Raw genomic sequence first — 14057 nt, forward strand, 5'->3', positions numbered from 1 at the left:
CTATTCACCCTCCTGCGCTTCAAGCGGAATCGTCATCGTTACTTCCGTACCTTGGCCATATACGCTTGTAACCTGCAGACCGAAGCCTTCGCCGTACATTTGTCTCAATCGTAGGTGTACATTGCGCATCCCGATATGCTCGTCGCTCGCAAGCCCGTCTTCCTCTTGCAGCCAGCCATGAATTTCCTTCAGCCGCTCTTCCGGTATGCCAAGTCCGTCATCGCTTACGACGATATACAGCTTGCCATCCTGAGCGCTCGTCTTAATGCGGATAATGGACTGGACTGGACTTAGCTCAATGCCATGCGTAACCGCATTTTCGACGATCGGCTGAATACAGAGCTTCGGAACCTGAACATCCTTAGTCGAAGCATCCGTTTMGATCGCATACAAAAACTTGTCTCCGAACCGATATTGTTGAATTTGCAAATAAATATCGATAAAGCCGAGCTCGTCCTCCAAAGGTATCGTCTGCCCGCTTCGTTTCAGCATCATGCGGAACGACTTGGCCAGCAGGCCGACGATCTTCGCATTTTCCCTGTCCCCGGCTATTAGCAGCTTCCCGCGTATCATGTTCAGCACATTGAACAGGAAATGAGGGTTGATCTGCGTCTGCAACGCATACAATTCAACTTCCTTCGTGCGAAGCGCGTTCTCTCTCCGGTTCAGCTCCGATTGATACACCTCGCCGATCAAGTCGCGAAGCCTTCGTACCATCAGATTGAACATTTCGCCAAGCTGGGCGACTTCATCGCGGCCTCGAACGTCCACGAAGCTCTCGAAATTGTCTTTATGCAGCCGCTTCATCCGGATCGACAGCTCGGTGAGCCGCGAAGTCAACTGAACGGACAGCAGCGAGATAAGCAATACAGACAACAGGAACGCGATGATAAAAAGCAGAATGGCTAGCGACCGCAGTTGGTCGATCCTCGGCATGATTTCCGTAATCGGGACGTACGTAATGACCTTCATTCCTTTGACCGAATTGCGGGAGGCGAGGGTCATGAAGAGAAGCTGATACGTCTCATCGCCTTCCTTATAATTAAAGCTGCCTGCATCCTCTTGCATGATGCGGCTCTTCTGCGGAATTTCGGGTTCGGATGCGGGCTCTCCATCTTTGCTGGTCGTATCGACAAGCACCGAGCCGTCCGGGTACAGAAACAAGAAACGTTTGCTCTTGCTTTCCTCGCTTACGAGATCGAGCAGCACCTTCAGCTTGATCTCTACGGATACGACCCTCTCCGACTCCGGTTTGAAGTTATTCATCCGCTTGCGGAAGCTGAAAAGCGGTTCTTTGTCCACCGGATTCGGGTACGGCTCCGTCCATATACCGCCGATCCGGCTATCCAGCGTCCTCTGATACCAATCGCTGTCCCTAATATCCTCGTCGATCAAATAGATATTCGAGAAGATGAACGACGGGTTATTCGTATATTGGTAGAGATGATAAATATCCTTCGTCGTCTGTACCGCCGAAACGAACGGTTGATAGTAATTGAAATATTCGGTGTAGGCGTCGCGAAGATCGGGATATTCCTGTTCCACCGCTTCATCGAGCGCCGTATTCAGAAACAGCGTGTTGGCGATTTCCTCGTAGGAGAGCAGTTTATTATCGAGATTGCTGCCGACCTGGGAGAGTGATAATCGGTTGTTCTCCACGATCGATTCATACGCCATATCGGTGCTTTTTTTCATGAGTACGTAAGTAAGGGAGCCAAGCAGAAACAGCACAATGAACAGGTTCGCTGCGATCAGCTTCGTACGTATTTTCACGTTGCCCCATCCTCTCCCCGCCGCGGCTGCTTAGTCCCTAACTCATTAGGGCGCAAACGCGCATACTCCTTGTGCCGCATCGTACGCGGGCAAGGAGTATGCGCTTAGATTCATTTAACTATTGCCCTAACGACTTGTTGTATTTATCAAGGAATGCTTTCCATAGCTCGGTGTAGGCGGCGTTCGCTTTATCTACGCCAGCTTTGCCCATTTGCTCGACGAAGCTGTTCCATGCCGAATCGAACTCGCCGTCGTTTTTCGCCATGATGATGCTCGGAATGTTTTTACGCCATGTGTCGTCCATCTTCTGCTCTTCGACCTTTGTCGATTCCGGCGGAGACAGCTGCCATAGGAAGCCCGGCACGTATTCAACCGGCGGAAGGAAGTCGGCCCATACTTGCTTCTTGTAAGCAGCCAGCACTTCTTTGGTCATGTCGTCGTAACCAAGCTCCACGACGTCCTTGGTCATCGGGGTTGCATAGTCGCCGTCGGCAAGCTTCGCGCCGTGGCCGATGCCGAACCAGTAGAAGTCCCCTGTGCCTACGCTCTTGAAGCCGCGGTTGTAGTCCACGTCCGGATCAACCGTACGCTGCTTCACTAGCTCTTGATTGATAACGCGTTTGCCGTTCTCAACCGTAAAGTCCTCGCCCTCGATACCCCATTGCGTGAGTACTTGCGCCTCATCGGAGAACAGGTAGTCGATGAACTGGATAATACGCTCAGGGTTCTTCGCTTTGCTGGAGATCGTCCATTGGAAGTTGCCGCCGCTTGTAGGCGTAATCGCGTTGGAATGATCCACCGTATTGGCGTCAAAATACATCGGAAGGTAAGCGTACGCCTTCTCCGGCTTGCCTGCTGCGCGCAGCGATTGCTCGGCTTCGCCCATCATCCAGCCTGGTGCGTAAGCAGCGAGCACGCGGCCTTGAGCCGCCTTCGCTTGGAAACCTTTCTCGTCAAGCGAGAATGCTTCTTTGTCGAGCAGTCCTTCGTTGTACAGCTTGTTCAGGAATTTATAATATTCTCTCGTATCTTGCGATACTGGATTGTAGCTCACGTTGCCGCTATCGTCGATCGTATAGTTGCCGTGGTCCGGCAAGCCTTTCGCCCAAATAACCGGGTTGTTGAACGCAATCTTCATCGTCCAGCCGTTCATATAAGCGCCGAAGCCGATCGTGTCTTTGCCGTCGATTTGCGGATGCTTGTCTTTGTAGGCTTTGATGACTTCATACAGCTGGTCGAACGTTTTCACTTCCGGATATCCTGCTTCCTTCAGCACGTCGTATTGCACGATGAAGGAACCTTTTGTATCCGCTTGAGCTTCCTTCGCTTTCTTAACGGAGTAGAGCGAATAAATGTCACCGTTTTCATCTTTCAACAGATTCAAATAGTCGCCGAACTTCTCCTTGATGTTCGGGCCKTATTGGTCGATCAGATCATTAAGCGGAATGATAGCGCCTGCTTCCTTGTAGCGAAGCGTGTACTTCGCGTCCAATACGACGATATCCGGATAATCGTTGCTCGCAAGCCATAGATCCCAACGCTGGAACTGGTCTCCGACCGTCAGGTCGTATTTCAGCGAAACGCCTGTTTTTTCCGTAATTTTGGCATTGATCGGCGTTTCCCATTTCAGCTTGTCATCGGCTGTATTAATGGAATACGTAACGGGCGATAAATCCGGTGCCGGCGCATCCGTTTCCTTGCCCGCGTCGTTCGTTGCTGCTGGCTTGTTGTCTGGAGCAGGCTCGTTTTCCCCTTTGTTATTGTTGCCGCTGCACGCTGCAAGCATGGAAGCAAGCATGACAAGCGATAACATGACCACCCATAAGCTGCGTGTCCTTTTCGTTTTCAAATCCGACATCCCCCTGTCACTGATTAGTTTGATTATATCAACGGAATTAATATTCCGCTCGATATCGATATCACTTTTTTCGCAATCAGCTATTCTTTCATGGAAGCGACCATAATGCCTTTGACAAAATATTTCTGAACGAACGGGTAGACGCATAGGATCGGCACGGTAACGATCATCGTCATAGCGGCCCTCGTCGCATCGGGATCCATTCCTTTGCTGCCCATGCTTAGGGCGTTATTGCCGTTAAGCACTTGGCCTTCCGTCGTCTGCAAAATCTTCATCAACTCGAATTGCAACAAATCCAGACTCTCTGTGCTGCTTGTGTAGAGATAGTTGTCGAACCACGAATTCCAGTGCATAACCGCGATGAATAACGACACGGTAGCGATAACCGGCATGCTGACCGGAATTACGATTCGGAACAACGTTTGGAAGTCGGTTGCGCCGTCGATCTTGGCCGATTCGATAATGCCATCCGGCAACGATTCAAAATAACTGCGGATGATGATGACGTTATATGCGCTTATAAGCATCGGGAAAATATAAACGCCAAAGTTGTTCATCAAGCCGATATCGCGAATGAGCAAGTAATAAGGAAGCAGACCAGCGTTGACGAACATAGTAAAAACGAGAATGATGTTCAGCAGCTTGCGGAATACGAAATCTTTGCGGCTGAGCGTGAAGGCGATCATCGCCGTTCCGATAACGCCGAAAAACGTGCCGATGAGCGTTCTCGCTACGGAAATCCCCGCCGCTTGCAGCAGACCATCGCTTTGGAAAATCGCTCCGTAATTGTAGAGCGTGAACTCCCGCGGGAATAAGTAAATGCCGCCTCGAAGCGAATCCAGTCCGTCGTTCAGCGAGATCGCAAGCAGATTGACGAACGGATACAGCGTTAGCAGACCGAACAGCAGCAGCACGACATAATTGAACGCATTCCATAGGCCGTCTCTCCAAGTCTCGTGCTTTGCCATTGTGAATCACCTCTATTCTTGAATCGGCCTCAAGTTAGAACAATCGGCTTTGATTCCATTTTTTGGATAAATACGTAACGCCGAGTATGAGCAATACGCTGACGACGGTCTTGAACATGTTGATCGCCATACCGTACGAATAATCGCTTAATTGCGTGGAATACCTCAGTGCGTATAGATCGAGCACGTCCGAATAATCGTAGACGACCGGATTGCCAAGCACGAATTGCGATTCATATCCGCTGTTGATGAGCCAGCCGACATTCATCGTCAGCAGCAGAATAGCGGTAGGCATGAGACCTGGAATCGAGATATACCACATTTTGTGCAATCGGCTTGCACCGTCCACGTCCGCTGCCTCGTAATGCTCCGGGTTGAGTCCGACTAGAACGGCCAAGTAGATGATCGTATTCCAGCCAAGCTCCTTCCACAAATTCGAGATCGTATGGATGATCCAGAAGTTTTCGCCTTTAGCCATGAAGTAGATCGGCTCTTTAATGATGCCAAGCCCCATAAGCAGTTCGTTGAGCATTCCCCCGTCCGGAGAGAGAAACATCATTACGATATTGGCAATGACGACCCAAGACACGAAATGCGGAATGTACGTGATCGTCTGAATGAGCTTTTTGAACTTGGTGCTGCGCACTTCGTTCAGCATTAAGGCAAGCACGACGGCGCCTACGAAGCTTGTAACGAGGTTCAGTACACTCATTACCAGCGTGTTCCTTAGCACCCGATAAAATTGCTCGTCCCGGAACAGCTCGGCGAATTTGTCGAAACCTATGAAGGAGCTCCCCATGATGCCCTTTGCAATTTTGTAATCTTGAAATGCCATAACCCATCCCCAGAGCGGGCCGTAGGAGAAAATAGCGGCGAGTACGACGAACGGCAATGCCATAACGATCAGTTGGCGCTGCCTGACGACCTTCTGAAGGAAGTTCCGTCCTTTGCTGCGATTGGCGGTCGCCGTTGCCGCTTTATTCTCTGTTTGGCTGGTCATACTTCTCATGATGCGATTCTCCTTTCTATCCTATCTGTGACAACACGATGACGACATCTGTGCTTGTGCAGCGGCTTTTTTCTTAATTATGCRGCCGCCATGGGGGACCAACAACCAGAGTAATCAGCTGTGATCGCCCCACAAACGGTAGATTCGACACCTTATTCGGCAGGTTCGCTTTGCACCAAAACGAGCACGTCTTCAGGCTGCAGCTGCATACTGCCAGGGGCAATCGAACGCTCGCAGGCAAGCTCGTAGAAGGATTGCTCCAGCACGATTGGCTGCGGAACGCCGCTGTGATTCATAACGAAGAGGACATCTCCCTCATCCGTACGGCGCCGCGTAACCTCAACGCCAGGCGGCGCTGTTATTCCGCCAATCGGCGATATTCCGGCGTCCCCAGCCGCTTGGTCCAAGAGAGCATAGAGCGTATCGCTGTCGGGATCCGTGCCGATGTAATAGGCGCGCCCGCTGCCGTAACGATTGCGGACAGCAGCCTGCTTGCCTTCCACATAGTCGTCGGCGTAATGGATCAACGACTCCGCGGACTCCGACTCCAGCTCGATCACATCGAACCAAGTGCTTCCTTGGCCCTGTCCTATTGGGGAGACGTTGTCACTTCGCAACAGCGCTCGCCGCTCGTTAGGCCGCAACGTTCCGTAATCCGTAACGCGAATACCGGCAAGCTCTCTGTACACGCCTGGCAATGGTTTATCGTCCATACGGTTGTTCCACAGCTTCGAGCCGGCGCGATAGTCGAGCACGGCCGTACCTCCGGCGCAAACATAAGCGTATAGCTTCGTTACAATATCGGGCCTGGCCATCATATAATGAGGCAGCACGATAAGCTTATAGCGGCTGAAATCCACTTCATCCGAGACGATGTCCACCGGCATACGATTGTCGTAGAAATAGCGATAATAGGAGTACAAATGATTCATATAGCTGTAGCCCGGCAGCAGCGGCTGGATTTCAGTTGCCCATTCGTTGTCGAAGGAACGGATAATGGCTGCCTCTGCCCCTGAGCCGCTTCCGAGCAGCTTAGGCATAATCCGGTGCAGCTCCGCGCCTGTCTGCTTGACCTCCTCGTAGCGTCTTCCGGTCAAGCCGTCATGCTGGAGGATGCCGTGCCAGAATTGTTCCGCGCCGAACAAACAGGTGCGCCAGCGGAAATAGACGATAGCGTCCGCGCCGTGAGCGACGGATTGGTACGTCCATCTTCGCAGCTCGCCCGGCTTCGGCGTTTGGAACAAAATATCGCCGCCCGGAGGGCCGGCTTGATGTTCCATTACCCAGAACGGTTCGTTGCGCAGGCCGCGGGTCATATCATGCTGGGCAGCCGCCTTGCTCGGATCCGTCGCCTCGCTGAAATGCAGATTCGGATAATTGTCCCACGAAACAAAATCCAGCTCTTCCGACAGCTTGTACCCGTCGATCTCGTTGAACGAGCCCATCATGTTATGGGTTATTGGTTGATTAGGCGCCAGCCGCTTCAAAATATCGAGCTGCAATTTCTGGAACTTCACGACCGAATCAGAGGCGAAGCGGCGATAATCGAGCACGAGTCCCGGATTATGCAGATGGAAAGGCGCATAACCCGGCAGCGTCACTTCATGCCATTCGTTGTACGTCTGACTCCAGAACACCGTCCCCCAGTTTTCGTTCATCGCGTCGATATCGCCTTCATATTTCCGCTCCAGCCAGCGATGGAACGCCGTCTTGCAATTGCCGCAATAGCAGCSAGCCGTTTCGTTGCAGCCAAATTCATTATCGATCTGCCAGCCGATGACGTTCGGATGGTTCGCATAACGCTCGGCCATCCGCCTCGTTATATCCTGCGCATAGCAATGATAGGTTTCGTTGTTGAAGCAGTAATGTCTGCGGTTGCCGAAACCTCTGACATCGCCTTTATAATCCTGCATATAAATGTCGGGATGCTTATCCATCAGCCACTTGGGCGGCGTGGCGGTAGGCGTACCGAGAATAACGCTAATGCCTCCGGATTCAAGTACGGCGATGCTCCGATCGAGCCACTCGAAGTCATACATGCCTTCTCTCCGCTCAAACTTAGACCAAGCGAATTCACCGATTCGCACGACATTAAGTCCCGCTTCGCGCATCAGCCGCGCGTCGAGCGGCCATCGCTCCTCGGGCCAATGCTCCGGGTAGTAACAGGCTCCAAACCTCACTTCAGTCACTTCCTTCACGTAGTGGTTGCTTCTATTATCCCGCCTGAGCGAGACACGAGACACCCGTCAACGAAGCTGGGATTACAGGAGAAAACAGATATGATTGCTTTGCGCGCAACGACAAATAACCCCATTCTGGAAGAATGGGGTTATTTGTTTCTCATCGCTTTCGTCGGGCGTGTTGACTATACTTTCTGCAACGGGAGTCTTCTAATGCGCTAATACGAGCCTATTAGTTGCAGATTGTGCAATGAAGGGCAACAAAGCGCATAAAGCCCGCAAATCTGTTAAAATAGTAAAACGATGACACTTTAGCGGAGGGAGTTTCTCCATGTTGCTCAATGACCATAACGAGGACCAGCATCACTTGATGGCCCATTCCATAGTTTTGAAAGCCGATTGCGAGAGCTGCTTCGGTCTATGCTGCGTATCGCTTCCGTTCTCGGCTTCGATCGATTTCGGGATGGACAAGAGCGCCGGACAGGCTTGTCCGAGCCTGCGCGAAGACTTTCGTTGCGGCGTTCACAGGACGCTCAGGCAGACAGGATTCAGAGGATGTACGGTATACGACTGCTTCGGTGCCGGCCAAAAGGTGTCCCAAATCACTTACGGCGGAGTCAGTTGGCGCAATGCGCCGGCTACGGCGAAGCAAATGTACGAGGTGTTCCCGGTCATGTGGCAGCTTCACGAGCTCCTCTGGTACTTGGCGGAGGCACTGCGCCTGCAGAGCAACGACAGTGTCCTCCAGCGCTCGCTCCTTTCCGCGTTCGAAGAAACGGAACGGCTTACGTATATGGCGCCAAACGATGTGTTAGCGATCGATATCCCGAAGCATCGGGCAGACGTGAACGTACTGCTGCTCCAAGTCAGCGAGCAAGTACGGGCGCATGCGCTGCGCAAGTGCAAGACGCCGCCCAAGCATCCTAAGAAAGCGGGACGCGGTGCCGACCTCATGGGAGCGAAGCTCAGAGGCGCGGATCTAAGAGCCGCCAACCTGCGGGGTGCTTACCTCATTGCGGCTGACCTTCGGGACGCGGATCTGAGAGCGGCCGACCTCATCGGCGCCGACCTCCGCGATACCGATATTCGCGGCACAGACTTGTCCCAGACCCTTTTCCTAACGCAGGCCCAGATGAATGCAGCGAGGGGCGACGCCTATACGAAAATCCCTGCGACGCTTGCAACTCCTAGCCACTGGTTTGCCGCTTCAGAATGAGAGGCCTAGCTCGTTATACGCCTTAATCGCCCTCTTCGGAGCGATGCTGCTCCAAGCCTTGACGAGCAGCCCTTTCACCTCGCGCGGATCCGCATTTGTCATATGAATGTGCATATAGTTCATGTTCGAGAACGATTCAGGTATGGAATAGGCTGCGGAATCCATGTCTGTGTAGATGATGCGATCCTCTCCCGTTGTTTTCACCGTTAGCGTTACGCCGTCTTCCTGAACGACCGCAAAAATTTTGCTGCCGATCCGGTAAGACGGCTTTCCCCAATGCTCCATCTCGTGCGCCTCGGGTAAAGCTAGCGCAAAGCTTTGAACCTCTTGTTTGGTTATCACGGCAGCACCCACCTCCATCTTAATGAACGCCTCTAGCTCCAGTATAAACGAATCGGAAAGACCATATAACGCTACTTTTCATAGCTTAGACGAGAGCGTTAAGAAGGCGAACAACAGCGTCGATTACCGACTGCGGTTTATGAATCTGTATCGCATGCCAGCTATCTTCCACAATCGTATGCTGTGTTTCTTTCGACAATTGAAGCAGTACTTTCTGCCCCTCCAGCCATTCCTCAGTCTGATTGGCAGCCGTCAGCACGGCTATCGGCATATCTGCTCGCAAAGGCCGTGACCGGACAAGCTGAGCAGCGCTTTCCTCAACCTCGTCCGGATATTCAGCCGCGAACATACGCATGATCATCCCCCCGTACGAATGCCCTACGAGCAAATAGGGAGGGGTCAGCTTCAGCTCACTCAGCAGTCCACGCAAATCCTCTACATAATGCTTGCAAGTCGGCCTCTCCAGTGTACCTGTACTCCAGCCGAAGCCGGCACGGTCATACGACAATACCTTGGTGTAGGTAGACAGCTTAGGCTGAACGAGCGACCAATCCAAGGCGCAGCCGCCCATGCCCGCTTCCAACACCACGGTAGGGCAAGCTGGATTGCTCTTTCCGCTTACGATCGCATGCAAGCTGCGAGGACCGACTCGAACAAGCTCACCCTGCGGCTTATGCTTATCTCCCTCATATTGCGACAAAGCCGCCTGCATGAACGTAAGCGGGAAACCGATAACCGATATGGCCGCACGCAGCATTTGATTGCCGATAGGTATCCCCATTCGTCCTATCACCTCGATCCGATTGGTTTGTAGTCCCATCATAACGGCGCGGAGCTGGTCAAAAAAGAGAAATTGCTTCACGGTAAATTTCCTGTTTTGTGAGCGGATAACTCACAAAGCGGCAACCGGGTTCATCGCACCCGATCCGCTTATATGGGCGCTTGTAAGCCATGCGGCTCGGTTGCAAGCATAGGCCTGCACGTTTCAAATGTTTCGTAATCGGGTACGGTTACTTTAAAAAGCCGGAGGGGATTGCATGACCAAGCTGAACGATTTCAACCGATATTGCATTTCCATCATTCTCTTTCTGGTCATTGTTTATTTGGGTGCCAAGGTCAACTTCATATTCAAGCCAATCGTATCGTTGATTACCGTCATTACGATCCCGCTTATGCTGTCCGTTTTCTTTTATTATTTGCTACGGCCGCTCGTTAACCAAATGGAACGCTACAAAATAAAACGCCCGCTGGCGATCTTGCTTATCTATGCGGCAATCGCGCTTATGTTCGTTGTATTCGGCATTCTCGTGTGGCCTCCGCTGCGAACCCAATTAACGATGCTCGTCGACAATGCGCCGAGTCTGTTCGATACGCTTAACGAGCAAGCCAAGGAGCTGGAAAGAAACGAGCTGTGGTCCCGATTCATCCCTGATGATCGGAGCCCGCTCAGCGCATTCACGCAATATTTGAACAAAGGTTATACGTTCGTGAGCAATTACATAACCGGCATGTTTGCCCTGTTTTCGAATATAGCCATTATTCTCATCATCTTCCCGATCATTCTGTTCTATATGCTGAAAGAAGGGGACCGTTTCGGCCGAGCCGTCATCACCGGCTTTCCGCTTCGGTTCCGCAAGGATGCCGCTGAGGTCGTATCCAATATTGACGAAGCGCTGAGCAGCTTTATCGTCGGGAAGGTGATCATTAATCTCTCGCTTGGCGTGCTCATGTATATCGGATTTCTGATCATTGATTTGCCCTATGCGCTTTTGCTGACGGTCGTAGCGGTCATTTTGAATTTCATTCCGTTTATCGGTTCGTTCCTATCCTCGATCCCGATCGTCATCATCGCCTTTATCGAATCGCCGACAACCGCAATCTGGTCGGTCGTCATCATTACCGCGGCGCAACAAATTCAGGATAATCTGATTGCGCCCTACGTGTACGGCAGGCAGCTCGACATTCATCCGCTGACGACGATCATCCTCGTCCTTATCGGCGGCGATTTGGCCGGCATCATCGGCATTCTGATCATTATCCCGGTTTATATGATCATTAAGATTATCACGACCAAAGCGTATCAGCTGTTTTTCCGAAAAAAATGGGAGGAGGCGTAAGCCCACTCCCATCCTTCCTATCTATTGTTACTCTGCGCTGTCAGCGAATACGACCATATAGTTGCCCATTGCGGCGAATTGGGCCGTTTCCAGCTTGTCCGGCGCGCTCTCTTGCAGCGCCGATCCGATCGCCGAGTAGAAGGCGTCTTCATCGTAGTCGCCCGTATAACGAATGACAACGATCGAATCGCCTGCCGCCAGCTTGCCAACTAGAATCTTTTTGTAATCATCCAGCGTGCTTGCTTCCAGCTTGTTCACTACGTAATAATCGTTGGAATTGTCTTTGCCGTAGAACTGCTCGATTTCCGTGTTCACCCAGTATTCGTCGGAAACAATCGAGTTAACGGCAACGGCCGAATCGTCGTTGGAGTTGTACAGCAAGCGGAAGCCTAGGCTGCTGTCGCTATCGTTATTCGTAACGTCGACATGCAGCCACTCGTCGCCGATCTTCACCTTGTTCCATGCATGGRGAACGCCGTTCGCATCTCCGGTTACGACAATCGACTCCAAGCCTGCGAGGTCGCTCAGAAGCTTGTACGAATAAGCATAGCTCATACATACGCCAACCTTTTTGACCATAATGCCATAGGTCGTGAACGAATCGTCGAATTGCTCGTCCAGGTCGCCCTGAAAGTCGTTCGCCTCGGCTGCTTTCAGCGCCGCGTCGTCGTATTTGGTGTTGTCCGCCAAGTAACGGTAGATCGCTTCGCGTTTCTCCTCGTCGGACATGCCCTCCTTAATGATGTCGGCTACGATCTTCGAAGCTTCGTTTACGATCTCTTCCTGCTGTTTCTTGATTTCCTCCGGGTTGTCATTGTATCGAACGCCAAGCGTTAATTTCTTGTAGTCATACCCCCAAGCATCGATGCCGATAATGAGCGGGTTCTGGTACATCACCTCGAGAAGCGTGTCCGTAATCGTCTCGAAATTCTGCGCCTCCGGGAACGCTCTTAGCGAGATCGCTTCGTTGCCTGCCAGCAAGTTGATGGCAAGATACGTCTCGAATGCCGTATCCGCGTTGATCGGAACGTCTTCCGGTACGGMGGGCAGCTCGTCGTTATTCGCTTCTTCGACGATCTTCTCCGTATTGCTCTTCTGGTCCTCGACAAGCGAGTCGGATGTTTCCGATGGCGCCTGCGAGCCCGTATCGATTATCGTCGGCACGTCCGGCGCCGGTACGTAGTCCGTCTCGTTCTCTGGATCCATCCGGGCAGAGGTCGTGTTCTCCTGATCGGCGCCGCCAAGCGCAGCAAGCTCATCCTTCGTAATATTAGAAATCGTGGCGTCACCTTTAAGGGCCGTTCCTTGAATGTTGTACGGAATGACGGCATCGTCGAACATGTCCGGCACGATGCCGTCGGTATGGTAAATAACGTTGTAATCCTTCTCCGATCCGTCGATCATCTTCACTTTCGTCTTTTTCGGCAGTTGGTCGACGTTGTCCACGAGCTTGAAGGAATCGTCAACAAGCTGGCTCGGAAGCTGTCCGCCGAGCTTCGCGCTGGATACGTAGTTGCTTGCCAGCGATTCCTTGCCGTCCTTCACCGCCGTGATGAAGTAGTCGCCGCTAACGAGCACGTTCTGCTCGTATATGATTTGTTTGTCGCCAAAATATCCGAGCCCGTTGTCGCCATCGTTCGTCCAATCCATAAAGGACGTATCCTTCACCGTCGCCTGTATGAACGGATACAAGGAATCATATCCCGTTTCGGCAGCGCTGATCGGCGTATTGGTGAAATTCTCGAGATCATCCGGCTTCTCGATCTGATAGATGTTGTAGCTGTCGGCGCCTTCCACGGCATTCCATACGAGCTTTAGACGTCCGTCCGACAAAATCTCATGATGCAGCGTGGGCGTTGCGACCTCAGTCTTGATCGTGAACGGAATAATGATCGGCGTCTCCAGCTCGGTTGGCTCGGTCGCATCCATATCAAAGTTGATCTTGATATAGTAGATCGGCGCGCTGCCCCAATCCAGACCTTTCGGATTCGAATCCAATGCCAGAACGCCGTTAATTGGCTCTACTCGGGCGACCGTCTTGCCGTCCTCCGTTTCTTCCAGCGCTACCAATGCGCTGATCTTGCTTGCATCGAGCGCCTTAATATCGGTATGGACCGATATGATCTTTTGGTCCTCGTCCACATAGCCGGTTGGCGTAAGCGAAGACAGATTCGTCTGGAACCGAAACGTAAATATCTCGTCCTGCTTTACATTGTACAAAGGCATAATTGCTTTATCCTGCGAGGAACCGAACTTCTGCTTCAATTCCTTTACCGTACCGCCCTGGAACGGCGTATCGTCCTTCTGCTGTTCAACCTTCGCCGTATCTCCTTCGTTGTTGGCATCCTCTGCGCCGTTGCCTCCGAAACAGCCGGTCAGCACAAGCAGGCAAGCCAGAACTAACAAGGAAAGCTTCTTCATCCCAAATACACCTCTGCTTTGCATTTTTTCATTTCCTTACATTCCAAATGATTCCTATATAAACTCTAGCATAATTTACCTAGTATTTGAACGGGAAAAGACAAAAAACGCGATAATTCGCTAGATTTCTAGTGACCATTGGCGCAAGAGGAGCCTTTTTTTCCAGTAAAAAA

The 14057-nt window shown here is 51.8% G+C and carries 11 protein-coding genes; 3 read left to right on the top strand and 8 right to left on the bottom strand.

What is annotated here, in order from left to right:
* From AB4Z33_RS08635 to AB4Z33_RS08655, 5 genes are all read right to left on the bottom strand, one after another.
* Nucleotides 1-1773: a cache domain-containing sensor histidine kinase gene (locus tag AB4Z33_RS08635; protein WP_442049541.1), complete on the bottom strand. Its 1773-nt coding sequence runs from the start codon at nt 1771-1773 to the stop codon at nt 1-3.
* Nucleotides 1774-1891: 118 nt separating this feature from the next.
* Nucleotides 1892-3622, bottom strand: coding sequence for an extracellular solute-binding protein (locus tag AB4Z33_RS08640; protein ID WP_442049542.1), 1731 nt, complete (start codon nt 3620-3622; stop codon nt 1892-1894).
* An 89-nt stretch (nt 3623-3711) separates the two neighbouring features.
* The gene (locus AB4Z33_RS08645; RefSeq protein ID WP_442049543.1) at nt 3712-4599 is read right to left on the bottom strand and encodes a carbohydrate ABC transporter permease; all 888 of its coding nucleotides are present in this window, start codon (nt 4597-4599) and stop codon (nt 3712-3714) included.
* Between the two features lie 34 nt (nt 4600-4633).
* A complete protein-coding gene (locus AB4Z33_RS08650; RefSeq protein ID WP_442049544.1) occupies nt 4634-5608 on the bottom strand; it encodes an ABC transporter permease in 975 nt (324 codons plus the stop codon).
* Nucleotides 5609-5760: 152 nt separating this feature from the next.
* Nucleotides 5761-7806 (bottom strand): beta-galactosidase, encoded by a 2046-nt coding sequence (locus AB4Z33_RS08655; protein WP_442049545.1) that lies wholly within the window; start codon nt 7804-7806, stop codon nt 5761-5763.
* Between the two features lie 81 nt (nt 7807-7887).
* Here AB4Z33_RS08655 and AB4Z33_RS08660 point away from each other — a divergent pair, with 81 nt between their 5' ends.
* Nucleotides 7888-8010: a hypothetical protein gene (locus AB4Z33_RS08660; RefSeq protein ID WP_442049546.1), complete on the top strand. Its 123-nt coding sequence runs from the start codon at nt 7888-7890 to the stop codon at nt 8008-8010.
* Nucleotides 8011-8119: 109 nt separating this feature from the next.
* A complete protein-coding gene (locus AB4Z33_RS08665; RefSeq protein ID WP_442049547.1) occupies nt 8120-9004 on the top strand; it encodes a pentapeptide repeat-containing protein in 885 nt (294 codons plus the stop codon).
* Here AB4Z33_RS08665 and AB4Z33_RS08670 read toward each other — a convergent pair.
* Complete coding sequence (locus tag AB4Z33_RS08670) at nt 8996-9346, bottom strand: MmcQ/YjbR family DNA-binding protein (RefSeq protein WP_442049548.1); 351 nt, start codon at nt 9344-9346, stop codon at nt 8996-8998. The genes AB4Z33_RS08665 and AB4Z33_RS08670 overlap by 9 nt on opposite strands.
* 85 nt (nt 9347-9431) lie before the next feature.
* A complete protein-coding gene (locus tag AB4Z33_RS08675) occupies nt 9432-10169 on the bottom strand; it encodes an alpha/beta fold hydrolase (RefSeq protein WP_442049549.1) in 738 nt (245 codons plus the stop codon).
* Between the two features lie 214 nt (nt 10170-10383).
* Between AB4Z33_RS08675 and AB4Z33_RS08680 the strand changes: the two genes are divergently transcribed.
* Nucleotides 10384-11463, top strand: coding sequence for an AI-2E family transporter (locus AB4Z33_RS08680; RefSeq protein ID WP_442049550.1), 1080 nt, complete (start codon nt 10384-10386; stop codon nt 11461-11463).
* 27 nt (nt 11464-11490) lie between these two features.
* Here AB4Z33_RS08680 and AB4Z33_RS08685 read toward each other — a convergent pair whose 3' ends face one another.
* Nucleotides 11491-13884 (bottom strand): transglutaminase domain-containing protein, encoded by a 2394-nt coding sequence (locus AB4Z33_RS08685; protein ID WP_442049551.1) that lies wholly within the window; start codon nt 13882-13884, stop codon nt 11491-11493.
* Between the last annotated feature and the right edge of the window lie 173 nt (nt 13885-14057).

The sequence above is a fragment of the Paenibacillus sp. 2TAB19 genome, assembly GCF_052115185.1.
GTDB lineage: Bacteria > Bacillota > Bacilli > Paenibacillales > Paenibacillaceae > Pristimantibacillus.

Excerpts from the sequence above, each read along its gene's own strand:
- AB4Z33_RS08645 (WP_442049543.1), bottom strand. The coding sequence starts at position 4,599 with ATGGCAAAGCACGAGACTTGGAGAGACGGCCTATGGAATGCGTTCAAT.
- AB4Z33_RS08675 (WP_442049549.1), bottom strand. The coding sequence starts at position 10,169 with ATGATGGGACTACAAACCAATCGGATCGAGGTGATAGGACGAATGGGG.
- AB4Z33_RS08650 (WP_442049544.1), bottom strand. The coding sequence starts at position 5,608 with ATGAGAAGTATGACCAGCCAAACAGAGAATAAAGCGGCAACGGCGACC.
- AB4Z33_RS08665 (WP_442049547.1), top strand. The coding sequence starts at position 8,120 with ATGTTGCTCAATGACCATAACGAGGACCAGCATCACTTGATGGCCCAT.
- AB4Z33_RS08660 (WP_442049546.1), top strand. The coding sequence starts at position 7,888 with ATGATTGCTTTGCGCGCAACGACAAATAACCCCATTCTGGAAGAATGG.
- AB4Z33_RS08680 (WP_442049550.1), top strand. The coding sequence starts at position 10,384 with ATGACCAAGCTGAACGATTTCAACCGATATTGCATTTCCATCATTCTC.